Annotated in this window: 21 protein-coding genes; 10 read left to right on the forward strand and 11 right to left on the reverse strand. The window is 63.8% G+C overall.

Annotated features, from left to right (window positions below):
• Nucleotides 1-459 precede the first annotated feature (459 nt).
• Nucleotides 460-2,193, reverse strand: a complete 1,734-nt coding sequence (locus V3314_RS13495; protein WP_085600487.1) for an IlvD/Edd family dehydratase — start codon at nt 2,191-2,193, stop codon at nt 460-462.
• A 183-nt stretch (nt 2,194-2,376) separates the two neighbouring features.
• On the opposite strand from V3314_RS13495, the gene V3314_RS13500 reads away from it, so the two are divergent.
• From V3314_RS13500 to V3314_RS13520, 5 genes are all read left to right on the forward strand, one after another.
• On the forward strand, nt 2,377-3,684 hold the full coding sequence (locus V3314_RS13500; protein WP_046614054.1) for an MFS transporter: 1,308 nt from the start codon (nt 2,377-2,379) through the stop codon (nt 3,682-3,684).
• A gap of 28 nt (nt 3,685-3,712) precedes the next feature.
• The gene (gene araD1, locus V3314_RS13505; protein ID WP_338459096.1) at nt 3,713-4,702 is read left to right on the forward strand and encodes an AraD1 family protein; all 990 of its coding nucleotides are present in this window, start codon (nt 3,713-3,715) and stop codon (nt 4,700-4,702) included.
• A gap of 204 nt (nt 4,703-4,906) precedes the next feature.
• Complete coding sequence (locus tag V3314_RS13510; protein WP_046614052.1) at nt 4,907-6,481, forward strand: aldehyde dehydrogenase (NADP(+)); 1,575 nt, start codon at nt 4,907-4,909, stop codon at nt 6,479-6,481.
• A gap of 99 nt (nt 6,482-6,580) precedes the next feature.
• Nucleotides 6,581-7,912 carry an MFS transporter gene (locus V3314_RS13515; RefSeq protein ID WP_085600495.1) on the forward strand — a complete coding sequence of 444 codons (1,332 nt, stop codon included), beginning with the start codon at nt 6,581-6,583 and terminating at the stop codon, nt 7,910-7,912.
• A 9-nt stretch (nt 7,913-7,921) separates the two neighbouring features.
• Entirely contained in the window at nt 7,922-8,878 is a 957-nt protein-coding gene (locus V3314_RS13520) for a D-glycerate dehydrogenase (protein ID WP_338459097.1), read from the forward strand.
• Nucleotides 8,879-8,933: 55 nt separating this feature from the next.
• Here the strand turns inward: V3314_RS13520 and V3314_RS13525 are convergent, their stop codons facing one another.
• On the reverse strand, nt 8,934-9,848 hold the full coding sequence (locus tag V3314_RS13525; RefSeq protein WP_338459098.1) for a LysR family transcriptional regulator: 915 nt from the start codon (nt 9,846-9,848) through the stop codon (nt 8,934-8,936).
• A 182-nt stretch (nt 9,849-10,030) separates the two neighbouring features.
• On the opposite strand from V3314_RS13525, the gene V3314_RS13530 reads away from it, so the two are divergent.
• From V3314_RS13530 to V3314_RS13540, 3 genes are all read left to right on the forward strand, one after another.
• Nucleotides 10,031-11,368: a nucleobase:cation symporter-2 family protein gene (locus V3314_RS13530; protein WP_046614048.1), complete on the forward strand. Its 1,338-nt coding sequence runs from the start codon at nt 10,031-10,033 to the stop codon at nt 11,366-11,368.
• A gap of 88 nt (nt 11,369-11,456) precedes the next feature.
• Nucleotides 11,457-11,933 (forward strand): nucleoside deaminase, encoded by a 477-nt coding sequence (locus V3314_RS13535; protein WP_230385134.1) that lies wholly within the window; start codon nt 11,457-11,459, stop codon nt 11,931-11,933.
• Nucleotides 11,934-11,941: 8 nt separating this feature from the next.
• Nucleotides 11,942-12,280, forward strand: coding sequence for a hydroxyisourate hydrolase (locus V3314_RS13540; protein ID WP_178081774.1), 339 nt, complete (start codon nt 11,942-11,944; stop codon nt 12,278-12,280).
• A 79-nt stretch (nt 12,281-12,359) separates the two neighbouring features.
• Here V3314_RS13540 and V3314_RS13545 read toward each other — a convergent pair whose 3' ends face one another.
• Together V3314_RS13545 and V3314_RS13550 are read right to left on the reverse strand one after the other, a co-directional pair.
• The gene (locus tag V3314_RS13545) at nt 12,360-13,184 is read right to left on the reverse strand and encodes a DUF6708 domain-containing protein (RefSeq protein ID WP_235431391.1); all 825 of its coding nucleotides are present in this window, start codon (nt 13,182-13,184) and stop codon (nt 12,360-12,362) included.
• A complete protein-coding gene (locus tag V3314_RS13550; protein ID WP_338459100.1) occupies nt 13,181-16,441 on the reverse strand; it encodes a T6SS effector BTH_I2691 family protein in 3,261 nt (1,086 codons plus the stop codon). Before V3314_RS13550 ends, V3314_RS13545 begins: the two co-directional genes overlap by 4 nt.
• A gap of 244 nt (nt 16,442-16,685) precedes the next feature.
• On the opposite strand from V3314_RS13550, the gene V3314_RS13555 reads away from it, so the two are divergent.
• Nucleotides 16,686-16,946 carry a hypothetical protein gene (locus tag V3314_RS13555; RefSeq protein WP_046614044.1) on the forward strand — a complete coding sequence of 87 codons (261 nt, stop codon included), beginning with the start codon at nt 16,686-16,688 and terminating at the stop codon, nt 16,944-16,946.
• A gap of 89 nt (nt 16,947-17,035) precedes the next feature.
• Nucleotides 17,036-17,221, forward strand: a complete 186-nt coding sequence (locus V3314_RS13560) for a hypothetical protein (protein ID WP_338459101.1) — start codon at nt 17,036-17,038, stop codon at nt 17,219-17,221.
• A 446-nt stretch (nt 17,222-17,667) separates the two neighbouring features.
• Here the strand turns inward: V3314_RS13560 and V3314_RS13565 are convergent, their stop codons facing one another.
• From V3314_RS13565 to V3314_RS13595, 7 genes are all read right to left on the reverse strand, one after another.
• Nucleotides 17,668-18,432, reverse strand: a complete 765-nt coding sequence (locus V3314_RS13565) for a hypothetical protein (protein WP_338459102.1) — start codon at nt 18,430-18,432, stop codon at nt 17,668-17,670.
• A 64-nt stretch (nt 18,433-18,496) separates the two neighbouring features.
• The gene (locus V3314_RS13570) at nt 18,497-19,774 is read right to left on the reverse strand and encodes a bifunctional O-acetylhomoserine aminocarboxypropyltransferase/cysteine synthase (RefSeq protein ID WP_338459103.1); all 1,278 of its coding nucleotides are present in this window, start codon (nt 19,772-19,774) and stop codon (nt 18,497-18,499) included.
• A 118-nt stretch (nt 19,775-19,892) separates the two neighbouring features.
• Nucleotides 19,893-20,330, reverse strand: a complete 438-nt coding sequence (locus V3314_RS13575) for a hypothetical protein (protein ID WP_046614040.1) — start codon at nt 20,328-20,330, stop codon at nt 19,893-19,895.
• A 63-nt stretch (nt 20,331-20,393) separates the two neighbouring features.
• The gene (locus tag V3314_RS13580) at nt 20,394-21,083 is read right to left on the reverse strand and encodes a hypothetical protein (protein ID WP_135003136.1); all 690 of its coding nucleotides are present in this window, start codon (nt 21,081-21,083) and stop codon (nt 20,394-20,396) included.
• A 180-nt stretch (nt 21,084-21,263) separates the two neighbouring features.
• Complete coding sequence (locus tag V3314_RS13585; protein ID WP_046614038.1) at nt 21,264-21,980, reverse strand: aspartate/glutamate racemase family protein; 717 nt, start codon at nt 21,978-21,980, stop codon at nt 21,264-21,266.
• On the reverse strand, nt 21,977-23,170 hold the full coding sequence (locus tag V3314_RS13590) for a DUF917 family protein (RefSeq protein ID WP_135003135.1): 1,194 nt from the start codon (nt 23,168-23,170) through the stop codon (nt 21,977-21,979). The genes V3314_RS13585 and V3314_RS13590 overlap by 4 nt, the downstream gene beginning before the upstream one ends.
• A gap of 30 nt (nt 23,171-23,200) precedes the next feature.
• Complete coding sequence (locus V3314_RS13595) at nt 23,201-25,459, reverse strand: sigma-54-dependent Fis family transcriptional regulator (protein WP_046614036.1); 2,259 nt, start codon at nt 25,457-25,459, stop codon at nt 23,201-23,203.
• Nucleotides 25,460-25,513: the final 54 nt, after the last annotated feature.

The following is a 25,513-nucleotide window of genomic DNA, read 5'->3' on the forward strand; positions in this document are numbered from 1 at the left end:
GCAGGCGACGCGGTGCATGGCACCGGCTGCGCCGGTGTTCGCGGCTGAAGCCGCTCCCACAGGTGTAGTGTCAACTCGAAGCCAGCGCAGTGCCTATGGGAGCGGGCATGCCCGCGAAGCAGGCGACACGGTGCATGGCACCGGCTGCGCCGGTGTTCGCGGCTGAAGCCGCTCCCACAGGTGTAGTGTCAACTCGAAGCCAGCGCAGTACCTGTGGGAGCGGGCGTGCCCGCGAAGCAGGCGACGCGGTGCATGGCACCGGCTGCGCCGGTGTTCGCGGCTGAAGCCGCTCCCACAGGTGTAGTGTTAACTCGAAGCCAGCGCAGTGCCTGTGGGAGCGGGTTTACCCGCGAAGAATCCGGCGCGATCGATGGCCCCGGCTTTGCCGGTGTTCGCGGGCATGCCCTGATGCCAGTCAATTAAGCGGCCCCGATGACGCTAACCGACAGGCTTCAGGCCTTAGTGCGAGTGCTTGGGCACCGCCGCCCCTCGGCAACCGACCAGGAAGTCGAAGTCGCAACCTTCGTCGGCCTGCATGACGTGGTCCAGGTACAGCCTGGCGTAACCACCGCTGATCAGCTGCGGCGGGGCTTGCAGGTCGGCCAGGCGGCCGGCCAGTTCCTGGTCGGAAATGTCCAGGTGCAGGCGGCCTTCCTTGCAATCCAGTTCGATCCAGTCACCCTCACGCACGGCAGCCAATGGCCCGCCAGCTGCCGCTTCCGGCGCCACGTGCAGCACCACGGTGCCGTAGGCGGTACCGCTCATGCGGGCATCGGAAATGCGCACCATGTCGGTCACGCCCTGGGCCAGCAGCTTGGCCGGCAGGCCCATGTTGCCGACCTCGGCCATGCCCGGGTAACCCTTGGGCCCGCAGTGCTTCATCACCAGCACGGAACTGGCGTCCACCTCCAGCTCGGGGTCGTTGATGCGTGCCTTGTAATCGTCGAAGTTCTCGAACACCACCGCACGGCCACGATGTTGCATCAGTGCCGGGGTGGCGGCTGACGGCTTGAGCACAGCACCCTTGGGCGCCAGGTTGCCGCGCAGGATGCAGATACCGCCGTCGGCCACCAGCGGCTTGTCGAGCGGGCGGATCACCTCTTCGTCATACAGCGGTGCGGCCTGGCAGTTGTCCCACAGGCTCTTGCCGTTGGCAGTCAGCGCGGCAGGGTTGGGCAGCAGGCCGTGTTCGCCCAGGCGGCGGATGACCGCAGGCAGGCCGCCGGCATAGTAGAACTCTTCCATCAGGAAACGGCCCGAGGGCTGCAGGTCGACCAAGGTTGGCGTACCGCGGCCGATGCGGGTCCAGTCTTCCAGCTGCAGGTCCACCCCGATGCGCCCGGCAATGGCCTTGAGGTGGATCACCGCGTTGGTCGAGCCACCGATGGCGGCGTTGACGCGGATGGCATTCTCGAAGGCTTCGCGGGTGAGGATTTTCGACAGGCGCAGGTCTTCGCGCACCATGTCGACAATGCGCATGCCAGACAGGTGGGCCAGCACGTAGCGGCGTGCATCCACCGCCGGGATTGCGGCATTGTGCGGCAGCGAGGTGCCCAGCGCTTCGGCCATGCAGGCCATGGTCGAGGCGGTGCCCATGGTGTTGCAGGTACCTGCCGAGCGCGACATGCCGGCCTCGGCCGAGAGGAACTCGTTGAGGTCGATCTGGCCAGCCTTGTAGGCCTCGTGCATCTGCCAGACGATGGTGCCGGCGCCAATGTCCTTGCCTTTGTGCTTGCCGTTCAGCATCGGCCCGCCGGTAACCACGATCGCCGGCACGTCACAGCTCGCCGCGCCCATCAGCAGCGCCGGGGTGGTCTTGTCACAGCCGGTCAGCAGCACCACGGCGTCCACCGGGTTGCCACGGATCGCTTCCTCTACATCCATGCTCGCGAGGTTGCGGGTGAGCATGGCGGTGGGGCGCAGGTTGGACTCGCCGCTGGAAAACACCGGGAACTCCACCGGGAAGCCGCCAGCCTCCAGCACACCCTTCTTGACGTGTTCGGCAATCTTGCGGAAGTGCGCGTTGCACGGGGTCAGCTCCGACCAGGTGTTGCAGATGCCGATGATCGGCTTGCCCTGGAATTCGTGGTCCGGAATGCCTTGGTTCTTCATCCAGCTGCGGTACATGAAGCCGTTCTTGTCAGCGGTGCCGAACCATTGGGCGGAGCGCAGAGGGCGTTTGTGATCAGACATGGGGATACCTAATTAGTATTACTATTTGTCGTTGTGGTGTCGAATGTACTGAGAAAAATGGTCTCTGTGAAGGCTTGTTGATTTAAATAGTAATACTATAAGATCGTTTACCCAGGTCAGAGGTCTGCCAAAAAGTCCCCGGCCGGTGCTGTACCCATTACAAGAACAATTGGAGACATCGCCATGATTCAGGAGCAGCGGCTCGTCCGCCTGATCACACTGAAACTCATCCCTTTTCTGGTACTGCTTTACCTGGTGGCCTATGTCGACCGTTCCGCGGTGGGCTTCGCCAAGCTGCACATGGGCGCCGACATCGGCCTGGGTGACGCTGCCTACGGCCTTGGTGCCGGGCTCTTCTTCATTGGTTACTTCCTGTTCGAGGTGCCGAGCAACCTGTTGCTCGACCGCTTTGGCGCCCGCCGCTGGTTCGCCCGCATCCTGGTCACCTGGGGCGCGATCACCGTCGGCATGGCCTTCGTCACCGGGCCCAACGGTTTCTACGTGATGCGCTTTCTGCTGGGGGCGGCCGAGGCGGGCTTCTTCCCGGGCGTGCTGTACTACATCACCCAGTGGTACCCGGTACGCCATCGCGGCAAGATCCTCGGCTTCTTCATCCTCTCCCAGCCGCTGGCAATGTTGATCACCGGGCCGCTCTCGGGCGCGCTGCTGGGGCTCGATGGCATCTACGGCCTGCATGGCTGGCAATGGCTGTTCATCTGCATTGGTACCCCGGCGGTGTTGCTGGCCTGGCCGACCCTGCGCCTGTTGCCGGATAGCCCGGCCAAGGTGCGCTGGCTCAGTGACGAGCAACGCAGCTGGCTGCAGGAACAACTGGCCAACGACCTGCGCGAGTTCGGCCAGACCCGCCATGGCAATCCGTTGCATGCCCTGAAGGACAGCCGGGTGCTGTTGCTGGCGCTGTTCTACCTGCCGGTGACCCTGAGCATCTACGGCCTTGGCCTTTGGCTACCCACGCTGATCCATCAGTTCGGCGGCAGTGACCTGGTCACCGGTTTCGTTTCGGCCGTGCCTTATCTGTTCGGCATCATCGGTCTGCTGATTGTGCCGCGTAGCTCCGACCGCCTGAACGACCGCTATGGCCACCTCGGCCTGCTTTACGCCCTGGGGGCAATCGGCCTGTTCCTCAGCGCCTGGCTGAGCGTGCCGGCCATGCAGCTGGCGGCACTGTGCCTGGTGGCGTTCGCGTTGTTCTCCTGCACCGCCATTTTCTGGACCTTGCCGGGCCGGTTCTTCTCCGGGGCCAGCGCCGCAGCCGGCATCGCCTTGATCAACTCGATCGGCAACCTCGGCGGCTACCTGGGCCCGTTCGGTATCGGCGCGCTCAAGGAGCACACCGGGCAGCTTTCGTCGGGGCTGTATTTCCTGGCCGTGGTGATGCTGTTCGGGCTGTTGCTCACCGGGGTTGTCTACAACCGCCTGGAGCGCCGCCAGCGCCTGGCTTCCACGCGGGCAGCCGAAGCCTCCCGCTAATTTTCGCAACCGAGAAGCGAGCACAAACATGCGATTGATCCAATTTGAAACCGCCACCGGCGAGCGCTGCGTGGGCGTGGTGGAAGGCGATTACGCCCTGCAGGTGCAGGGCGCAGGCAGCACCCGCGAGCTGGCCCTGCAAGCCATTGCCGCCGGCCGTGACCTGGCCGCTGAAGTGCAGGCTGCCGGCCTGGGCGAGCGCCACGATTACCTGGCCCTGCTGGCCGAAGGCCGCGTGTTGCCGCCACTGGACCACCCGGACCCGGCGCACTGCCTGGTCACCGGCACCGGGCTGACCCACCTGGGCAGCGCCGCTACCCGCGACAAGATGCATCAGCAGCAGACCGAAGGCGCGGTGACCGACAGCATGCGCATGTTCCAGTGGGGCCTCGAGGGCGGTCGGCCGCCGGCAGGCGAGGAGGGCGCCCAGCCGGAGTGGTTCTACAAGGGCGACGGTGGCATCGTCGTGCGCCCTGGCGCCGACCTGCCGCTGCCGGCGTTCGCCGAGGATGCCGGCGAGGAGCCGGAGCTGGTCGGGCTGTACCTGATCGGTGCCGACGGCAAGCCCTACCGCCTTGGCTACGCGTTGGGCAACGAGTTTTCCGACCATGTGATGGAACGGCGCAACTACCTGTACCTGGCCCATTCCAAGCTGCGCGCCTGCAGCTTCGGCCCAGAGCTGCGCCTGGGTGCGCTGCCGGCCCACCTGGAAGGCACCAGCCGTATTTTGCGCAACGGCCAGGAGCTGTGGCGCAAGCCGTTCCTGTCGGGCGAGCAGAACATGTGCCACAGCTTCGAGAACCTCGAGTTCCACCACTTCAAGTACACCCAGTTCCTGCGCCCTGGCGATATCCACGTGCATTACTTCGGCACCGCCACGCTGTCGTTCGCCGACGGCATCCAGGCGCGGCCGGGCGACACCTTCGAAGTCAGCCTCGACGCCTTCGGCCAGCCGCTGCGCAATGGCATTGCAGCAGTGCCCGGGCAGGTTCGCCCCGGGGTGGTGAAAAGCCTTTGAGCTCGCTGCCAGCCGGTTGATGAATCGGGGCCGCTTTGCGGCCCTTCGCGGGCTCGCCCGCTCCCACAAATACGGCGCAAGCTGCCAGAACTGCGCGGTCCCTGTGGGAGCTGGCTTGCCTGCGATGGGCTGCGCAGCAGCCCCCTTTCCGCTAACTGCCTGACACGAGCATCTGAACCTTCTTTCTCATTACAGGAGTCAACCATGACCGGAAGCAACTTCATTGGCGGCCAGCGCAGCGCCGCCGGCAGCGTGCGCCTGCAAAGCCTCGATGCGCGTACCGGCGAAGCCTTGCCGCAGGCCTTTGCCCAGGCCACCCCGGAAGAGGTGGACGCCGCCGCGCAGGCTGCCGAAGCGGCCTTCGCCGAATACAACGCCTTGGCGCCGCAGCGCCGTGCGCAGTTCCTCGATGCCATTGCCGACCAGCTGGATGCGCTGGACGACACCTTTGTCGCCACCGTGTGCCGCGAAACCGCACTGCCGGCCGGGCGCATCCAGGGCGAGCGGGCGCGTACCAGCAACCAGATGCGCCTGTTCGCCACGGTGCTTCGCCGTGGCGACTATCTGGGTGCTCGCATCGACCGCGCCCAGCCACAGCGCCAGCCGCTGCCGCGCCCCGACCTGCGCCAGTACCGTACCGGCGTCGGCCCGGTAGCGGTGTTCGGTGCCAGCAACTTCCCGCTGGCCTTCTCCACCGCAGGGGGGGATACCGCCGCAGCGCTGGCTGCCGGCTGCCCGGTCGTGGTCAAGGCGCATAGCGGCCACATGGCCACTGCCGAACGGGTGGCCGAGGCCATCGAGCGCGCGGTCGTGGCCACCGGCATGCCCGCGGGCGTGTTCAACATGATCTACGGCGCCGGTGTCGGCGAAGCGCTGGTGCGCCACCCGGCGATCCAGGCCGTGGGCTTCACCGGTTCGCTCAAGGGCGGCCGCGCGCTGTGCGAGCTGGCTGCGGCGCGCCCGCAGCCGATTCCGGTGTTCGCCGAAATGAGCAGCATCAACCCGGTGCTGGTCTTGCCAGCGGCCTTGCAGGCCAGGGGCGAGCAGGTGGCCAGGGAACTGGCCGGTTCGGTGGTGCTGGGCTGCGGGCAGTTCTGCACCAACCCGGGGCTGGTCATCGGTATTGCCGGCGAAGCGTTCAGTACCTTCCTCACGGCCCTTGGCGCGCATCTGGCCGACCAGGCCGGGCAGACCATGCTCAATGCCGGCACCTTGCGCAGCTATAGCCAAGGTGTGCAACGCCTGCTCCAGCACCCGGGCGTGCGCCATCTGGCCGGTGCCGAGCAGGCGGGTGACCAGGCCCAGGCACAGCTGTTCCAGGCCGATGTGAGCTTGCTGCTGAACGGTGACGCACTGCTTCAGGAAGAGGTCTTCGGGCCTGCCACGGTGGCCGTCGCAGTAGCCGACGAAGCCGAACTGCGCCGCGCCGTGCAAGCCCTGCATGGGCAACTGACTGCAACCCTGATTGCCGAGCCGGAGGACTTCCAGCGCTTCGCCGCGCTGGTGCCGGTGCTGCAGCGCAAGGCCGGGCGCCTGCTGGTCAATGGTTACCCGACCGGCGTTGAAGTGTGCGATGCCATGGTGCATGGCGGGCCGTACCCGGCCACGTCCGATGCCCGTGGTACCTCGGTCGGCACCTTGGCCATCGACCGCTTCCTGCGCCCGGTGTGCTACCAGGACTACCCGGACGCGCTATTGCCCGATGCCCTGAAAAACGCCAACCCGCTGGGCTTGCAACGCCTGGTCGACGGCCAGCACAGCCGCGAGGCGCTGGCCTGACGCCTTGAGCTCCGACGTTGAATCGCTGCCCCCCGCCCGGCCAAGGCCAGGGCGGGCATTCGACCTATACCCCAAGAACAACAACAAGAGGTTGCAGCCATGCCCAGTCGTTCCTTACCCGCCGACCTGATCGCGCGGGAGTCGCTGGATAACCACCTGTTCCGCAAGATCAACTGGCGCATCGTGCCGCTGTTCATCGTGTGTTTCCTGTTCGCCTACCTGGACCGCGTCAACATCAGTTTCGCCAAGCTGCAGATGCAGAGTGCGCTGGGTTTCAGCGACGCAGTCTACGGCCTGGGCGCGAGCCTGTTCTTCGTCGGCTACTTCCTGTTCGAGGTGCCGAGCAATGTGTTGCTGCACCGCATCGGCGCGCGCATCTGGATCGCCCGCATCATGATCAGCTGGGGCCTGGCCTCGGCGGCGATGATGTTCGTCACCAGCGAAACCTGGTTCTACGTGCTGCGTTTCCTCATCGGCGTGATGGAAGCCGGTTTCGTGCCTGGGGTGTTGTACTTCTTCACCCAGTGGTACCCCAGCGACCGCCGTGCGCGCATCAATGCCTATTTCAAGAGTTCGATCTGCCTGTGCGGCATCGTCGGAGGCCCGTTGGCGGGGTTCATCCTCAGCCATTTCGACGGGGTCAACGGGCTGGCCGGCTGGCAGTGGCTGTTCCTGCTCGAGGGGCTGCCGTCGGTACTGCTGGGCCTGCTGGTGCTGTGGCTGGTCAGTGACCGCATCGAGGATGCCCGCTGGCTCGACGCCGAAGAAAAGCGCTACCTGCGCGAGCGTCTCGATGCCGAGCCCAGGCCCGAAGGGGGCAGCTCGGTTCGCGCCATCCTGCGCGAGCCGGCCTCGGTGGCGTTGTCGGCGATCTACCTGTGCCTGGTGATGGCGCTGACCGGGCTGCTGTTCTGGATGCCACAGTTGATTCGCAACGCTGGCGTGGCCGATGCCATGGACATCGGCTTGCTGACCATGATCCCGTACCTGGTGGCGGTGGTGGGCAACCTGCTGATCGGCCGCAGCTCCGACCTGCGCGGCGAGCGTCGCTGGCACATGGCGAGCTGTGCCGCCATGACCACCGCAGGCTATGCGCTGTGCGCCGGTTTCAGCGGCCAGCTGTGGCTGCTGATGCTGGGCATGAGCCTGGTCATGACCGGGATCATCGCCTGGATGCCGATCTTCTGGACCCTGCCGCCGAAGTACCTGGCCGGCCTGGCGGCGGCGGCGGGTATTGCGCTGATCAACTCCATCGGCCAGCTCGGCGGCATTGTCGGCCCGTATCTGGTCGGCAGGGTACGCGACGTCAGCGGGTCGCCGACCCCTGCACTGTGGTTGCTCACTGCAGTCAGCCTGCTGGCAGTGATATTGATCATCTGGGGCGTCCCGCGCCGGCTGTACGCGGCTCAACCTGAAACGCGCATCGACTGAGGAGGTTCCATGCAACGTGTCGTTTCCTTCGGCCCCATTTCCAGCGCCGAGGTGCTGGCCGACCTGGGCCGGCGTTACCACTTTCAGCGTTTCGACCAGCCGCTGGCCGACCGCGAACGCTTTCTTGCGGCGCTGGCCACTGCCGACGGGCTGATCGGCAGTACCTTGCCGCTGGGTGCGGAGCTGCTTGACCGGGCGCCGGCATTAAAGGCCATTGCCAGCGTGTCTGCGGGTTTTGACAACTATGACCTGGCATACTTGCGCAAGCGCGGTATCCGCTTGACCAACACCCCGGATGCGGTGACCGAAGCCACCGCCGATACCGGGTTCATGTTGCTGATGATGGCTGCCCGACGCGCTGGCGAGCTTGCGCAGATGGTGCGTGATGGCGAGTGGACGCACGCTATCGACGCCACGCGCTTCGGCCGCGATGTGCACGGCAAGACCTTGGGTATCGTCGGGCTTGGCCGCATCGGTGCGGCGGTGGCCAGGCGCGGGCATTTCGGTTTTGGCATGCAGGTGCTGTACAGCGGCAATAGTGACAAGCCCGAGTATGAAGCGCAGTTCGCCGCAAGGCGGGTACCGCTGCAACAATTGTTGGGCGAGGCGCACTTCGTCTGCGTCTGCGTGCCGCTGAGTCCGGCCACGCATCACTTGTTCGGCCGCGAGCAGTTCGCAGCCATGCGGGCCGATGCCGTGTTCGTCAACATCGCCCGTGGTGCTGTGGTCGATGAGGCCGCGCTGGTGCAGGCGCTGGTCGAGGGGCAGCTCGGCGCGGCCGGGTTGGACGTGTTCGAGCAAGAGCCGCTGCCGGCCGCCTCGCCGTTGCTGGTGTTGCCCCAGGTGGTGGCGCTGCCGCACATCGGCTCGGCCACCGTCGAGGCGCGTGCATTGATGGCGCGTACTGCGGCGGCCGAGCTGGCAGCGGTACTTGAGGGCAGGGCACCGAACCATCCTGTTCTATAGGGCTGCGCGCAGCCAGCAAGAGGCACCGTCCAGCAGGCGCCGGTATCGACCTGGCTTACAAGGTGGTCGAGCGCCCCAGCCGGTCAACCTCGAACACCTTGCTGCGCTGCAGGCTCTCCCGCAGGTAGCTCGCCGCCGGGCCCGGCTGGCGCTTGCGGTGCCACAGCAGGTCTACACCCACCAGCCAGTCGGTGTGGGGGTACGCCTCCAGCTGCAACTCAACCAGTTGGCCGCTTTCCAGCTCGCGCTGCACCAGCTGGCGCGGCAGGGTCGCCCAGCCAAGCCCGGCACGGACCATTTCTACCAGCGCCAGGTAACTCTCCGCCTGCCATAGCTGCCCGGCACGCAGGTATTCGCTGCTGGGCAGTTTGTCGGCATGGGCGGCGAAAGCCAGCCGTCGATGGGCGTTGAGGTCGGCGAAACTGACCGGGCACTGGCGCGCCAGGGCGAACCCGGGGTTGCACACATGGGTCATGATCAGCTTGCCCAGTTGCTGGAAGGCCAGCTCCGGCGGGTAGTCGGGCTGGGCGAAGGTCACCCCCAGGTCGGCCTCGCCAGCCAGGATCATTTCACTGACATCACCGTGCACCGGGTGGCGGATCAGCAGGTCGACAAAGGGAAACGCCTGGTCGAAGCCTTTGAATGGTGGGATAAGCGGCCAATACGGTACTTCGATCGCCAGGGTCAGGGTGGCTTCTACCTGGCCGGCCAGGCTGTCGGCGCTCCCCTCCAGCGCGTAGCAGCGCTCGAGGATGCCCTCGGCCCGCAGCAACAGCTTGTGGCCGGCGGCAGTCAGCTTGGGGATGCGGCTGGAGCGGTCGAACAGCTGCACGCCCAGGTCGGTTTCCAGGTTGCTGATCGCTGCACTGACCGTCGACTGGGTGCGCCCCAGCCGCCGCGCTGCGGCAGAGAACGAGCCGGCCTGAACGGCGCCGACGAAAACCTGCAGTTGCTCAAGGGAAAAGCGCATTGTCCGATCCTTTCTACCGCTCGATCCATCGATAGTAACGATGGTTAATCATTTGCTCCATCGGTGATTTCACAGGATTCTTCACCTCGACATCGGTGTCAGCTGCCCAGGCTTTCCTGCGCTGCATGTCACTCCGGGCGCCTTCAACAATAAAAAGAGCCGCATTTGAGGAGAGTCACGACATGAGCCAATCCAAGATCCATCCCGTGGACCAGGTCCTGCCCCCGCGGGAGCTGTTCACCTTCGGTCTGCAGCATGTTCTGGTGATGTACGCCGGCGCCGTCGCGGTGCCGTTGATTCTGGGCAGTGCCCTGGGCCTGAGCCAGGCCCAGGTGGTCACGCTGATCAATGCCAACTTGCTGACCTCCGGCATTGCCACTTTGCTCCAGACCCTCGGCCTGTGGCGCTTCGGCGCGCGCCTGCCGCTGATCCAGGGCTGTTCGTTCATTGCTTTGGCGCCGATGATCATGATCGGCAAGGCGTTCGGCCTGGCGCATGTGTTCGGCGCGGTCATTGCCGCCGGTGCGCTGACGATTGCCATTGCACCGCTGTTCAGCCGGTTGCTGCGGTTCTTTCCGCCAGTGGTGATCGGCAGCCTGATCACGGTCATCGGCATTTCGCTGATGCCGGCCGCAGCCATCTGGCTTGGCGGAGGGCAGCCTGGCGCTGCGGACTTCGGCAAGCCGGCCAACCTGCTGCTCGGTGTGGCGACGGTAGCGATCACGCTGGTGATCCATGCCCGTTTTCGTGGGTTCATCGGCAACCTCAGCGTGCTGCTGGGGCTGATTGCCGGCAGCCTGGTGGCCGCGGCCTGCGGCATGACGGATTTCAGCCAGGTCTCGGCTGCGGCATGGTTCGAGCTCAGCGCGCCGATGGCGTTCGGCGTGCCGCAGTTCTCGTTCACCCCGGTACTGATCATGTTGTTGGCGATGCTGGTGATCATGGCCGAGACCACCGGCAATTGCCTGGCCATCGGCAAGCTGACGGGCCGGCCCACTGACCAGCGTACCCTTGCCAATGCGTTCCGCGCCGATGGCCTGTCGACCATGCTAGGCGGCATGTTCAACAGCTTTCCCTACAACGCGTTCACGCAGAACACCGGGCTGATTGCGCTGTCCGGGGTCAAGAGCCGCTACGTGGTCGCCGCCGCCGGCGCGATCATGGTGCTGATGGGGCTGTTCCCCAAGCTGGGGGCGCTGATTGCCAGTGTGCCGACGCCGGTCCTGGGCGGCTGCGCCATCGTAATGTTCGGCATGACCACCGTGGCCGGTATCCAGGAGCTTGCCCGGGTGCGTTTCGAGGGCACCCGCAACGGCTTGGTGGTGGCGGTATCGGTCAGCATCGGCGTGTTGCCGATGTCGATGCCGGCGCTGTTCGGGCATGTCAGCGGCCCGCTGAAACTGGTACTCGAGAGCGGGATCTTTCTCGCCGCCGTCAGCGCCATCCTGCTCAACCTGTTGCTCAACCGCGCGCCTGATACCAGCACCCGGAACGCCGCCGATAGCGGCCTGGCCAACTGAACCTTGTTCACGCGCGCCAGCTGGCGCGCGTTCCATCATCCCTCAGGGAGGACCGTTCGTGACCTTTTCAAACCACCAAGACTCCGGCCTGTCCGCACTCGACCTGGACCTGCTGCGCCAGTCGATTCGTCTGTCCGAGCAAGCCCGCGAGGAAGGCCGGCATCCGTTCGCTGCCATTGTCGCCGATGCCCAGGGCCGGGTCGTCGCCAGTGCCGGCAACAACTCCATGCCCCCGCAGGGCGACCCGACCCAGCATGCCGAACTGGTCGCCGCAGCCCGTGCAGCCAGGCTGCTGACGCCTGAGCAACTGGCCTCCTGCACGTTGTACACCAGTGCCGAGCCTTGCTGCATGTGTGCCGGCGCGGTCTACTGGACCGGCATCGGCCGGGTGGTGTACGCGCTGTCGGAACATGCACTGCTTGGACTGACCGGTGCCCACCCGGAAAACCCCACCTTCGCCTTGCCGTGCCGCGAGGTGTTCGCCCGCGGGCAGCGTGTCGTGCAGGTGCACGGGCCGGTATTGGAGGATGAGGCGGCGCAGGCCCACCGGGGGTTCTGGGCATGAGCGGCGGGGTGTCCGTGCATGTGGTCGACATTGCCAGCGGGCGAGCTGCCGAAGGCTTGTGCCTGAGCATCGGGGCGCCCGGCGCGGCACCGATCGCCGAAGGCTGCATCGACGCGCGTGGGCAGTGGCCGGAACTGGCGGCGCTGAGCGGGCGGTTTCCCGTCGGCGTGTACGAAGTGCGTTTGCAGGTGGCGCAGTTCTACCGCCAGATCGGTGTGGGGTTACCCGAGATACCGTTCCTCGACGAGCTGGTGTACCGCTTCGGCATTGGGGATGCACAGGCCCACTATCATTTGCCCTTCAAGATCACCGCCTGGGGTGTCAGTTGCTTTCGGGGTGGTGCATGAGCAACGTACAAGCCAATAACAATCCAACGCCTTGTCTGATTTGCAGCCAAGGTGCTTGCCGAGCCTTCAACATCCCGCGCTAGCGGTTTAGAAGACTTCCCGTTGTCGGGGCACTGCGAGACTCAAGGTCGATTTCCGCTGGCCATCGCACCTTGGGGGCGAGGTATCGCATCGGGTTCAGACCATTGCCAACCTTCTGATCCTGCAAAGCGCTTATAGAGTCAGGAAGAGCGTCATAGCCACTTTGCATGTACAAACGTGCCAGTGCCCAATACTGCTTGCCGTGCTCTATGTCGTCACACAGGAACAGGCGCTCGATGACTTCCTCGGTGCCTGTTTTGCGAACCGATATCATCACATTTTCAATGAGGCCTCCGTAACCCATGGGGGCGTATACCCTGTAGACCTCGGCAGTGAGGTCAGCCCAGTCATAGGCCACAGGGTGTACTCCCCAGCCCTTGCTGCCGAAGGGGTATAAGCGATCAAACCTGTATTCATAAAAATAGACTTTTTGGCGTGCTCTATTGAAACGTATGGGTTCATCGCGAGGAAGTCGTAGGTCCATACGAAACAATGGAAAAAAGGCCCAGGTTGAAAGAGTTACAATCATGAGGCCTAAGGTCGTAATTTCAATTCCCGATTGCCAGTCGTCGAGGAGGGAAGTGAAGATGTCTGGCACGATAAACACCATTGTGTAAATTAGAATAATCAAGCCGCCGAAAAAAGAAATCCCCCGCACGCTGACCGAGGACCGAGGGAACTCGATAAATACATTTTCGACCCGATTGATCTTCAAATTAGATGCCAAAGACACCTCGCGCTGCGCAGGTGCTGTATCATACGATGGAAGATCATACTTCCAGCCTAACCCTCGGTCAGGTAGCATCTTTCTTTCTCCTTTCATGCATTCTGTTCTGTGAAAACTACCTGAGCGTATGCGTCAGGCATACTTCGATCAGGCCAGAAGGTCAAAGACAGTGTCACGGCAAGAATAGTTGGGTTGCCAATGTACGGAGTCAGTTCGAATCCTCCGAAACATTGTCTGATATTCACTTTTCCAGCGGTTGTGGCGACTACGCGATCAAGTTCATTCTGCTCAATGCTGCTGGTGTTGTAATCCTGATGTCTGAGTGGGTTGTATTGCTCATTCGAACAGCTCATCATTTCCCTCTTGGTGATTGCGGGCGGATTGGATGCGCTGCCTGTTATAACTTCGCCTTTGGTGTAGTCGGGGAATGCCCCATCACCTTGGCGGTGAGCTTGCAATTCCCACTGAAATCCTGAGATTTTCTCGTTGAAATGCGGAAGGGTAATTAAAAAATTTACACGTTGCTGGACAGTTACACCCAGTGTGCTACCCACTGTGGTGTTAGATAGAACGCTCGAAATGTCAGTCTCGAATTTAACGTTTGCAGTAATACCCAATACAGCAGCATTGAGCTCTGCTATGGCTAGATCGGCATATTCAGGAGTGTTCCAATGGATAGCCGGTACCTCGTTAGCCTTACCAAAGAAACATCGCCTAACCCAGCGGTCGAGCGGTGACGATTCATTCTCCTCGGCCCACTTGCTTAATGCATATGCACCCAAGCTTGACACCAGCGCTATTCCTAACACTCCTAATAATAGTGTTTTGAAAATTGCGGCAACTGAAGCAACTACACCGATGCCAAATAGAAGACCTGCGTATTTATACAGCCTCGATGCGCGATCATCACCCATTTTCGCTGTGCGGCCTACAGCGCTTATGGTTTGTAATGCGTCAAAAACACCAGCTCCTGCATTGATAATCGCTCCGACTCTAGCTGTCACACGTCCGATTTTCACCAAGTTTGTAATTTTATGCTCAGCAGCAAGAGACAGCGTTCGCATACGCTGGATTTCTGAAGCTCCAGAAACTACAACCAACCCAAGCGCTTCGATGCTTCCGCCCAAGATGCCTACTCGTACGCCATTCAAGGCCATCATGGCCTCATACGCATTCGGCCCAATCTCCGTTTCCGCCTTTTCCTGGTTTCTCTTCAAACTATCACTTTGCAAATAAAGTCCTCCCATCGCCAGCAGGACTTCCCAGCTACCAGCAATCCCGCGCAACCCGGAAAAACCGGTTTTTACCAATCGGGCCGCCTGCTGCGACGTGATCTTCATCCCCTGCAACAACCTGCGCGCATCGGTTTCCAGCGTCCCCGCTGCCACCGAGATATCCACCAGGGCAAGCTGCGCCGCGCTGCTCGCCTGGGTCACGCTCATGCTGGCTTCCTTGAACAACCGGCCATGCACCTCCTCAGCCTTGCCTTCGACCCACACCGTCACACTGATCATCGTATTGGTGAGCCGTGGATCGAGCACGGCCAGGCTCATCAAGCCGTGCTGGATAATCGGCCGCACCTTGCGCATGGCCTTCATCGAGCCAAACTCGAAGTCATCGATATTGCGGCGCATCCGGTCCCGCGCCTCGGCGATCGACGCATTGGCCTTGTGCTGCAACTCCCGAAGGTGGGCGCTCTGCAGGGCGTAGTACTCGCCCAGCTTCATCTTCACTTCCAGTTCGATCAGGTGCACGCCGTTGTAGAGAAACTGCGTAGCGCTGTTCAGGTGCCGCACGGCCTTCTGAATGCCAGGCGACAGACATGGCGCCAGCCGCTGACTAGCCGCATTGAGCGCACCCTGCGTTTCAGCAATGGCCTGCTTGAGGGTATTGCGCGTGCGCAGGCCGGCGTCATCGCTGGCGATGATCTTGCTCAGCATGCCGTAGAGCTTGTCGCTGTCGTTCCAGTTGATCGCTTCTGTGGCGCCGAAACTGGGCAGCAGCGCGGCCAGCAATGACTGGTCGCGCATCAGCAAGGCGCGGTAGGGCGGGCTGTCCGGATCCTGCAGCCATTTCAACCAGAGCAGTTCGCTGGTGCCGGAAGCGGGAACATGCGGTTCAAGGCGGGGGACAACAGCTTCCGTAACGCCACCGCCCAGGCACAGGGCCATGGTCTTGGCATAGGCCACCCCGGACTCACGATCATGACCGTCGTAGTCGTACTGCTCGACAACCTTGAACATGGGCGTATCGAACAAGGCTACGTACGCCTTTGCGTCCTTGTCGATGTAGCGCTGAAACTCGCGCTCCTGCTGGTCGTATTCAGCCTGGAACGCGGCCCGCTGCGGCTCGTGGTAACGTTGTTCAAGCCGCTCGTCACTCTCCTGCTGCGCACGCTCGACCAACCGCTGCCGCTCGACTGTCGGCTCGACGAACGCTGGCGGCCCATCGCCCGTCATCGGTTCCAGCGACGGCACCTCCTGCGCCGCCCACTCCCTGTGCGTGGCTCGAATGATCTGCAGGATCTGCGAGGTCTGCAGCTGATAGGCCCGCATCGGTTCTTCACGCCAGGCCTGACGCTTCAATACCCAGTTCAGGCGCTGATGGTTGTACTCCTGAACCAGCCCGACAGTGTCGTCGAGCACCACTGCCAGCACGCCGTTTTCCAGCTTGTGCCGGTTGATCGCATTGACCAGATAGCCACGCAGGGCGAACCGGCGCAACCAGCGGCTGTGGAAGCCATGCACACTGTCGAAGGGGGCGCAGCCATGCTGGGCATACTCGAATACCTGCTGGTCGACCTGTAGGTTATCGGGCGTCATGGCGATGCCCAGCAATTCGGGATTGTTGCGGGCCTGGATCAGGTCCAGGCCCTCGAAGCGATGCGCAGGCGATGCACCACTCTTGTAGGCGTTCAGCACACTGACCGGCCAAGGATCGCTGGAGAAGGCCAGCCAGGCGCTGGCGTACCTGCTGGTATCGAGGTTGAGAAAGGCAGAAGGAATGTCGTGGTCTGCATTCACGCATGTTTCGGGCAGCGGCGAGGGCGGGCCATCTGGCGGCTCGTAGGGGTTGAAGCGGCGCAGATGACCTTGCTCGGTGACGGCATAGGCATGCCAGACCTGCTGGTCGAGCAGGACATAGAGGTAGCCCATGCGCAAGGTGCGCAAGCCGATCTTCGCCGTGATATGCCGGTAATCCGCCACGGTGGAGACACACTCGGGGCGGGTATCGGGCGCCAGGGCGCGACGCAGCGGCAAGATCGGCAGGCCCTGGCGCTCGCAGAACATGCACTGGTCGTGCGGCAGCCCGGCTTCGGCGATCGCGAGGGCAATACGTTGGCTGATGGTCATGAGCGATCCTCGTGTTGGACAGGTCCTTGTCGACCTCTGAACACTAACGGGGAATCGCTTTCCAGAGAGGCATTGGGCGTCCTAAAAGCTTGTAGGAAACGTCTCTGAATAATGGTTTAGCTCTATAGGGACCGTGATCCGTACCCCGGCCTTTTGCGCCACCTGTCGAACCCAAGGCACTGCTGCTGGTTGTTTCCCGTCCGATCTGTATGCGCGATCAACGCGCAAACCCAGGAGAACTTCCATGGCAAACGATCAGAAAGGCCCGGGCCTCGAGCAAACCGAGTCCGAGCCAAGGCAAGGCGTCGGCGAGGCGTGGTCCGAAAAGCGTCCCGTCGATTGGGACCCGCCGCCTGGCAACCCCGGTTCGGACCAGGACGGGCAGCCTGGCAGCGGTGACGGAGAGGTCCCGCTACCTTCGGATGACGAAGGCCCGATCGAGGAGGAGATGGAGGACGTGCAGGCCAACAATTCGGTTTCCGCCGAGCACCCGCAGCCTCGCTGACGGGAGGAACGAATGCGGTTCACACCTTTCTTGCGAGGTACGCAGCGATGAGCCCCGATCCAAATGTACAAGGCGGCACGAACCCGGACATGCCTACTTCACCCGAACCGGCCGTTGACCCCGACCGCCCGACCATACCCGACCCCGACGACGACCCGCTCATGAACGAAGAGGAGGGTGGTGATTGGCAGGAGGAAGACAGCCTGGCTGATGACGGCAGGCAAAGCGTGGAGCAGCCTGCGGTAGACCTGGATCAGCGCAGGGATGACCATTGATAGGGCAGGCCCCTGTGGGAGCGGGTTTACCCGCGAAGAATCCAACTCGGTGTATGGCACCGGCTGCGCCGGTGTTCGCGGGTGAACCCGCTCCCACAGGTACTGTGGCTGCCTTGAAGGTTGTGGTGATCCTGTTGGAGCGGGCATGCCCGCGAAGAATCCAGCGCGGTGGCTGGCACCGGCTGCGCCGGTGTTCGCGGGTGAACCCGCTCCCACAGGTACTGCATCTGCCTTGAAGGTTGTAGTGATCCTGTGGGAGCGGGCGTGCCCGCGAAAGAATCCAGCGCGGTGGCTGGCACCGGCTGCGCCGGTGTTCGCGGGTGAACCCGCTCCCACAGGTACTGCATCTGCCTTGAAGGCTGTAGTGATCCTGTAGGAGCTGGCTTGCCTGCGATGGGCTGCGCAGCAGCCCCGATGGACACAGCCCTGGCATGCTCGCCGGCGTATCACCCCCGTCGCAACGCAGCCGCCAACCCCACGGTCAGGATCACGGCACAAAGCATTGCCAGGCTGATGGCAATTGCGACACCCCAGGCATCGAGCAGCCCTGCCAATGCCAGATAAAACGCAATCACCCCCACCGCCCCGATCGCATTGCCCCGCACCATCGCCGCCATTCCGGCACGGCCAGTCTGCACATGGGCGAACACCACCAGCGGCCAGGCAATCACCGGGATCGGCGCCAGCATTCCGCTGGTCGCCGGGCCCAGCCAGTTGGCCAGGCTTGTGGTGACCATCAGCAACGAAGTGGCAGACACCATGCGCAGAGGGATTTCCCAAAATCGATGCCGGGGCCGGACCAGGGTGTCCGGCCTGGGCTCGCGGCCGCTGGCGCGTATCAGCACGCCGATCAGCACCAGCGCCACGGCAATCGACAGGTACAGGTTGCCCCCGTGGGTAAACGCGTAGGCCGCGACGCCATAGCAAAGCATCGCCAGCAATACGGCCCAGCCGATGCCGAGCCTGCGTGTGGCGAACAGGTAGAAGGTGTACGTGGCCTGCACCGCCGCCAGGCCGCCCAGGGCGCCGGGCACCGCACCCAGGGCGAAGGCCGTGCCCTGTTCCAGGCACAGGAAGGTCATTACCAGTGCCGAGGTGATCGGCAGGCCGGACAACAACCCGCCGAGCAGGCCGCCCCAGCGACGCGAGGCGAGGGAGATGGCCCACATCAGCAGAGGGGTGACGATCAGCTTGAGGTAGAACAGGGTCATCGCAAGGCTATCCAGATGTGCGAAAGGTGCGCCCGCCGTCGGCATTGGGTAGGGCGCAGATGAATCAGCCGCGGCTGGCATCCAGCGCTTGAGCCAGGTCGGCGATGATGTCGTCGCTGTGCTCGATGCCGATCGACAGGCGCACCATGTCCCGTGGCACGCCGGCCTTTTCCAGTTCCTCGTCATTGAGCTGGCGGTGGGTGGTGGAGGCGGGGTGGCAGGCCAGTGACTTGGCGTCGCCGATGTTCACCAGGCGCACCACCAGCTGCAACGCATCGACGAAGCGTGCACCGGCCGCCTTGCCGCCCTTGATGCCGAACGACAGGATCGACGCCGGCTTGCCGCCGGTGTAGCGCTGGGCCAGTTCATGCTCGGGGTGGTCGGGTAGCCCTGCATATTTCACCCACGCCACCTGCTCGTGCGCTTGCAGGTAGCGGGCGACCTTCAGCGCGTTCTCGGTGTGGCGCTCCATGCGCAAGGCCAAGGTTTCCAGGCCTTGCAGAATCAGGAAGGCGTTGAACGGCGACAGCGCGGCACCGGTGTTGCGCAACGGCACCACGCGGCAGCGGCCGATGAAGGCGGCGGGGCCGAAGGCCTCGGTGTAGGTGACGCCGTGGTAGGACGGGTCGGGGGTGTTGAGCAGCGCGAAGCGCTCTTTGTTGTCGGCCCAGGGGAATTTGCCGGAGTCGATGACGATGCCACCGATGCTGGTGCCATGGCCGCCGATGTACTTGGTCAGCGAGTGCACGACAATATCGGCACCGTGCTCGAACGGCCGGCACAGCACCGGGGTGGCCACAGTATTGTCGACGATCAGCGGCACGCCATGACGGTGGGCAGCCTCGGCCAACGCGGCGATGTCGACGATGTTTCCGGCAGGGTTGCCGATGGACTCGCAGAACACCGCCTTGGTGCGCGAATCGATCAATGCTTCGAGGGCGTCGATGTCGTCATGCGCGGCGAAACGGGTGTGGATGCCCATGCGCGGCAGGGTGTGGGCCAGCAGGTTGTAGGTGCCGCCGTACAGTTTTGCCACCGAGACAATATTGTCGCCGGCCTCGGCGACGGTCTGGATGGCGTAGGTGATGGCCGCCATGCCCGAGGCCACCGCCAGCGCGCCAACCCCGCCCTCCAGGGCGGCCATGCGCTGTTCGAGCACATCGTTGGTGGGGTTCATGATGCGCGAGTAGATGTTGCCGGCCACCTTCAGGTCGAACAGGTCGGCGCCGTGCTGGGTGTCGTCGAAGGCGAAGGAAGTGGTCTGGTAGATCGGTACGGCCGCTGCCCGAGTGGTTGGGTCAGGGCTGAAGCCTGCGTGGATGGCGAGGGTTTCCAGCTTCATGCAATCGTTCCTTGAGCGTGGTGTGGAGCGAACGAGCATGTGGCGGGGGGAGGGTGTGGGTCAAGCGTGAACGCGCGATGGGCTGCCCGGCAGCAGCCCATCGCGTTCAAGGGTGCTTCTACTGGTCCTGGCGGCGCACCTGCATCAACCACTGCCCGGCCTGCCAGGCACCGCCTACCGCGATCAGGCCCGCCACCGCGCGCCAGTCACGGAAGAACAGTCGCATCGCGTTGATGGTGGGTGGCGCGTCGCTGCTGCGGACGAAGATGCGGATCCGCGAGGGTTGCGGGGCGGGATCGGCCTCCTCGTAGCGGTGCTGCGGCAGTGACGCGGGGCTGAGGCCCTCCTGGATGATCAGGTAGTCATGGCCCTGCTGAGTCACGCGGGCATTGATTTTCTCTTTCTTCAACTGTTCGACCAGCCCTCTGGTGACGCTTTCGATTTGTCGATCCACGGTATGGACGAAGTCCAGTAACTGGGCGCCACTCACCTTTGGATCGGCCGTAAACGCCAGCGGGCCGGCGTCGAGGGTGGCGATGTCAATGGGTTTGTTCATTTTCAGCTCCTTGCCGAATCCGGCGACATCAGGCCGGCGCGCTGCTGCGCGCCGGCCGCAGCTTCAGGCGTGTTCAAGAACCCTGCCAAGGCGCTCCTGGCGGGCAGCGATCAACCGTTGGGTAGCCTCGTAGGATACTTTGGTCACTTCGGAGTAGGTTATGGTCAGTTTGATATTGGCGCCGTCCATGCGCGCAGTTGCGGTTGCGCAGTTCATGCCACTGGGGAACTTGATCTCTCTTGGGCCGACAACGACGTTGCTGCTGATGACTTCACCCAGCTGTACTTTCTGGAACAGCCCCAGGTAATAAGTGGGTGTCACCTTGAACTGAGCCTGGCCGCTACCGACCACATCCGGCTTGAACACCGAACCCTGCCCGCTCATGCCGATACCCAGGTTGGCAGGCAAGTTCGATTTGTTGTTGATCTGGATGCTGTCTCCGGGCGCCGAGCCGCTACCCAGCACCAGTTGCTGTACGTTTTCCTTGAACACACAGTCCCAGACCGATCCGAGCTGCGTCGACAGGGTCTGGCTGGCCTTGTAAACCCCAACGCCACCGACCTGCCGATAATTGGCAATCACCACGTTGTAGTCGATGGTCCACTCCACCCCGCTGTAGCCCTGGGTGGGCACGGTGGTCTGCTTCCACGACACGCTGTCGAGCCCTACCGAGCTTGGCAAGGTCTGGTAGACCGCGAGGGTCCAGGTATCGTTGGTCTGGTTGTCGAAATCTACATAGTAGTCAGTGCTCATGATGCTCTCCTTGTCATGTGGGCCGAGCGTGTGGGGTCACGCGCTCGGCCCAGTGACAGGAGCATCGATCATGCCAGGCTGGTGATCGCTTTCCTTTCAACCAGTTAGGCCGAAAAGCAGGGGTACAGGTGGACGTTTTCGTCCACCTGGGGGAGCCCTAGGCGGACGTATCCGGCCACCTCAGCCAAGGGGCGCCCTGGCGTAGCACAAACGGCTCGGACGTACCTTCATGCGTACCAGCGACAGCAGGAAGCCGAAGCCACACTGGTTGGGGTCCAGCACCGGTACGTAGCAGCCAAGGTCCTGTTCGATAAGCTTCGACAAGCGCTCGGCGACACCCATGAAGCCGGTACAGCCAAGCAACAGTGCCTGCGCGCCATCCTCGTTGATGGCAGCCAGCCCGGCTTGCAATGCCTTGACCAGTACCACCTCCACATCACCCAACTGGGCTACCGGGCAGTCGATGGCACGGATCGAGGCAAAATTGATGCTTTGGCCATAATTGGCCACATGGCCGCGTTGCAGGGCCAGGGTGCTCTGCAGGATGGTGATGATGGAAAACCGCTGACACAACCCCAGGGCGCTGAACGCGGAGGTGGGGAAGCCGCCAATGATCGGGATATCGATCACTTCGCGGGCAGGCTCCACGCCGCACATGTCGAAATCGCTCAGCCAGATACCGTCGAACCCCTGTTGCTCAAGCTGCTGGGCCAGGCGCACCACCGCCAGGGCGTTCTCGGTGAGATTCAGCCGGTTCTGGATACACGGGCTGCCATGGTCGATGTTGTACACCTGGACCTCGACATCCGGGGGCACCACTGGGGCTATCGAGGCCAGCAGGCCCTCGTTGTAGTCGCTGCTGTTTACCGGCGCGAGAACCGCAATACGCAGGCTCATGGTCGTAACTCCTGCAGTTGCTCGATGCTTCGGTAGGCGCCCAAGTAACCCAGGTCTGCCAGCAACTGCTCGAAGCTCCACGCGATCAAACCGGGTTGGCGCAGCGGTGCCGCCGCCTGCCAGCCGATAAGGCAGGCAGCGCGCCCGGCATAGCTCGGGTCCAGCGAGCCGTCGGCGCGCACCAGGTCGCCGTTGGATGCCAGTGCCGGCCCTGGGCCTTCAAAGAACCAGGCAATGCTGTCCGGGGCCATTGCCAGCGGTTGCGGCTGGTGTTTGTCCCACAGCAACAGCGACTCGTTCTCGTAGCACAGGCGCAAGCTGCCTTCTGGGCTGTCGAGGTCGATGCGGCCAATGTCAAAGCCGCCTTGGGTAGTCACGCCGGCGTGGGTCAGGCGCGCATTGCGGGACAGGCAGCGGGCCATCAGGCCGAACTGGCCAAGCCAGTCGAGCACGGCCTGGCAAGTGTGCAGCTGCCCCGCAGCCAGGGCTCTGCCCAGCGCCAGGGCGCGGCTGAGGGTGCCGCGCAACGGCAGCGCGGAAGGCAGCTGGTCGGGGCGCATGCACCATAGCGCCAGGCCACCGAACTCACCGAACGCCGGCGAGCCGACCACAGGGCGCAACATCTGCTCAGCGATCACATTGGCGTTTTCCGGATACCCCCGGGCCTCGGCCGGCGGCGTCACATTCAGCTCCACCACCAGTCCGCCCTGGCTGACCACGAACGCCGGCCGCGGTGGTATACCGGCAGCAGCGAAGGTGAGCATCGGCAATGAGGGCACCGCGCGCCCGGCGCCGTCCGCATCGACCACCGCCAGGCCCAGCTTGGCGGCGGCCAGGCACGCAACCACAAAGCCTAGCGCGCCGCTTTCCGGCGGCACCACGTAGGCAAGCTCGCGGCCCTGCTCATTCAAGCGCTGGCGCAAGCATTCCAGTGCCTGGATCGGCCCGAGTGGGTACTCGCAACCCCCGATCGTTTCCGGTGCACCCATGTATGCCACAACCGCGGCGTCGCCAGCACGGGCCTCATCCACCGTGACCACCCTGACGCGGTTGTGCCGGTAGAATTCCCCGACCTTGAACGCGGCCAGCAAGTGCCGGGCCGACGCCAAGGTGCCACCACCACCACTGCCAAAGAAACAACCACCGTTGATCAACGCTTGCAGATCCTTGTGCTCCAGCTCGAACGCCATGATCGTGCTCCTGCTTTCCGGTTGAGGGGATCAGCTCGACAAACGTGCCAGCCAGCTACGCACCTTGCTGGCGGGCGGGTAGTCCAGTTGCGGGTCGAGGCCGCGAAGCGCACGCACCAGGATCGACTGAACCTGGGCGCCACGTTCGCTGCGTTCGAGCAACCGGGCCAATTCCAAGGCGGCGTGCAGCCGCGCCGGCACCACGCCGAGGGTCAGCGCGGTGGACAAGGCGACGCGCAGGGTCGCCTCGGCTTCGCGGTCGTCGCCAAGCGCCAGCAGCGCCCGGCCACGTAACAGCATCAGTTCGCACAGGTAGGCGCGCTCCTGATGGTCCTGGGCCAGGTCGAGGGCGACATCCACCAGCTCCAGGCAGGCTTCTGGCCGCCCGCCCAGCAACAGCACTTCGCCGCGCTTCCAGGCCTGGAAGCCATGAAACAGAAGGCCGCCGTTACGCAGTACATGCTGCTGGTAGCCTTCGGCAATGGCCTGTTCACCGGCTTCGTACTCACCCGAGATGCCCTGGTGATAGCCGCGCAGGATCATGCCCACGCCCCGGTAGAAGGAGAACTCGTGGCGCGCACTGAGCAGCTCCAGTTCGCGGGCCTGGCGCCCGAGTGCATCGCGCTCGCCCAGCACTGCGGCGAGCCAGGCCGCGCCTTGCAGGGCGACCGCGCGGTTGAAGGGGTTGTCGACCGCCTGCTCGGCGCGGGACTGCAAGCGTGCCAGCGCCTGGCGCGCCTGGCTGAACAGGCCCAGCTCGAAGGCGGCCAGGCCTTCGAAAGTGCGGGCCAGGCCCACCAGGTCCAGCCCTTGGTTCGATGGCCAACTGGCCTGGTCGTCCTCCAGCAGCCTGCCGCGGGTCAGGCAGGCCAGGCTTTCCTCGAAATCGCCGAGCCAGAACAGGGTGTTGGCCATGGCCAGGTGGGCCTCGATGCGCAGTGCCTCGCCACCGGCTATCTGCGCCTGCTGCAGCATCTGTTGCGCCGTAGCGCGGGCCTCTGCCAGTTCCAGGCCCATCAACAGGGTGGTCCACAGCCCGAACGACACCGACGCCATCTCTTGCGCCTGGCCTTGGCGCGCGGCCAAGGCCTGGGCGTCCCGGTAGCTGGCCAGGCTGGTGATGCTCAACCAGCCCTCGATACTGCGAAAGCTAACCCCCAGTAACCGGTGCAACTCAAATTGCAAACGCCACAGTTCCTTGCCCTCGTAGACCCGCTCGGCTACTTCCAGGCCTTTCTGCAAAGGGCCCAGGGCGCCGCGGAAGTCGGCCCCGTCGATCAGCTTGCGGCCTTCGGCCAGGTAGCGTTCCACGGTCAGGCGCAAGTCCTGGCGCAACCGGACCCGCCGCTCGATCACCTTGCGATTGACCCCCAACAGCTGCGCCGCAGCACTCTTGTTGCCGTTGCAGCGGTTCAGCGCATGCTCGATCAGCAGTGTTTCCACCGCCGCCAGCTTGTCCGGCCCCTCAAGCCCGAGCAGCGCTTCGGCCAGCTCTACGGCAAGCGCAGAGGCGGGCGAGGGCGGTGCCAGCAACTGCTCGAGGGTTTCCCGGTCAACCAGTGGTGACGGGGCCAGGGTGCCGATGCGATCGATCGAATTGCGCAGTTCGCGCACATTGCCGGGCCAGTCCCGCTGGCACAGCAGCTCCAGCGCTGCTGCATCGAAGTGCAGCGGTCGCCGTTGCTGACGGCAGAAGTGCTCGATCAGGTCCGGGATGTCCTCCCGCCGCTCGTTCAGCCCCGGCAGTTCGAGCTCGAACACCGACAAGCGGTAGTACAGGTCTTCGCGAAAGCGCTCCTCGGCCACCAGGCGCTTGAGGTCACGGTGGGTGGCCGCCACCACCCTGCCGCGGAAGTGCCGGCTCTCGCTGCTGCCGAGCGGCCGGTACTGCCCGGTTTCCAGCACCCGCAGCAGCTTCGGCTGCAGGGCCAGGGGCAGTTCGCCGATCTCGTCGAGGAACAAAGTCCCCGCCCCAGCCATCTGCAGATGGCCCATGCGCTCGCCAACCGCGCCGGTGAACGCGCCGCGGGCATGGCCAAACAGCTCGGACTCGAGCAATTGCTCGGGGATCGCCCCGCAGTTGAGGTCGATGAACGGTTTGCCCGGCGCGCTCAGGCGGTGCAGTTGCTGGGCGATGACTTCCTTGCCGGCTCCCGTCGGGCCAAAGATCAGCACCGGCCGGTCGCTCTGCGCCACCCGCCGCAGCAGGGCTTGCAATGCCTGCATGGCAGGTGAACGGCCAGGCACGCCGTCCTCGTCGCCCGGGTGCGTGGTGCACAGTGGCTCCATGAGAATCCATCCTCGTTGGGGTGAGCCAGGCAATGAGGTATAGCAGAGCGACGC

This window comes from Pseudomonas sp. TE3-3-F2023 (genome assembly GCF_036784815.1).
In the GTDB taxonomy this organism is placed as follows: domain Bacteria; phylum Pseudomonadota; class Gammaproteobacteria; order Pseudomonadales; family Pseudomonadaceae; genus Aquipseudomonas; species Aquipseudomonas pudica.

Coding starts and splice junctions, on each gene's coding strand:
- V3314_RS13495 (WP_085600487.1), bottom strand. CDS start 2,193: ATGTCTGATCACAAACGCCCTCTGCGCTCCGCCCAATGGTTCGGCACC.
- V3314_RS13575 (WP_046614040.1), bottom strand. CDS start 20,330: ATGAACAAACCCATTGACATCGCCACCCTCGACGCCGGCCCGCTGGCG.
- V3314_RS13550 (WP_338459100.1), bottom strand. CDS start 16,441: ATGACCATCAGCCAACGTATTGCCCTCGCGATCGCCGAAGCCGGGCTG.
- V3314_RS13595 (WP_046614036.1), bottom strand. CDS start 25,459: ATGGAGCCACTGTGCACCACGCACCCGGGCGACGAGGACGGCGTGCCT.
- V3314_RS13510 (WP_046614052.1), top strand. CDS start 4,907: ATGACCGGAAGCAACTTCATTGGCGGCCAGCGCAGCGCCGCCGGCAGC.
- V3314_RS13590 (WP_135003135.1), bottom strand. CDS start 23,170: ATGGCGTTCGAGCTGGAGCACAAGGATCTGCAAGCGTTGATCAACGGT.
- V3314_RS13560 (WP_338459101.1), top strand. CDS start 17,036: ATGCCTACTTCACCCGAACCGGCCGTTGACCCCGACCGCCCGACCATA.
- V3314_RS13555 (WP_046614044.1), top strand. CDS start 16,686: ATGGCAAACGATCAGAAAGGCCCGGGCCTCGAGCAAACCGAGTCCGAG.
- V3314_RS13580 (WP_135003136.1), bottom strand. CDS start 21,083: ATGAGCACTGACTACTATGTAGATTTCGACAACCAGACCAACGATACC.
- V3314_RS13565 (WP_338459102.1), bottom strand. CDS start 18,432: ATGACCCTGTTCTACCTCAAGCTGATCGTCACCCCTCTGCTGATGTGG.
- V3314_RS13520 (WP_338459097.1), top strand. CDS start 7,922: ATGCAACGTGTCGTTTCCTTCGGCCCCATTTCCAGCGCCGAGGTGCTG.
- araD1 (WP_338459096.1), top strand. CDS start 3,713: ATGCGATTGATCCAATTTGAAACCGCCACCGGCGAGCGCTGCGTGGGC.
- V3314_RS13530 (WP_046614048.1), top strand. CDS start 10,031: ATGAGCCAATCCAAGATCCATCCCGTGGACCAGGTCCTGCCCCCGCGG.
- V3314_RS13500 (WP_046614054.1), top strand. CDS start 2,377: ATGATTCAGGAGCAGCGGCTCGTCCGCCTGATCACACTGAAACTCATC.
- V3314_RS13525 (WP_338459098.1), bottom strand. CDS start 9,848: ATGCGCTTTTCCCTTGAGCAACTGCAGGTTTTCGTCGGCGCCGTTCAG.
- V3314_RS13570 (WP_338459103.1), bottom strand. CDS start 19,774: ATGAAGCTGGAAACCCTCGCCATCCACGCAGGCTTCAGCCCTGACCCA.
- V3314_RS13515 (WP_085600495.1), top strand. CDS start 6,581: ATGCCCAGTCGTTCCTTACCCGCCGACCTGATCGCGCGGGAGTCGCTG.
- V3314_RS13585 (WP_046614038.1), bottom strand. CDS start 21,980: ATGAGCCTGCGTATTGCGGTTCTCGCGCCGGTAAACAGCAGCGACTAC.
- V3314_RS13545 (WP_235431391.1), bottom strand. CDS start 13,184: ATGAAAGGAGAAAGAAAGATGCTACCTGACCGAGGGTTAGGCTGGAAG.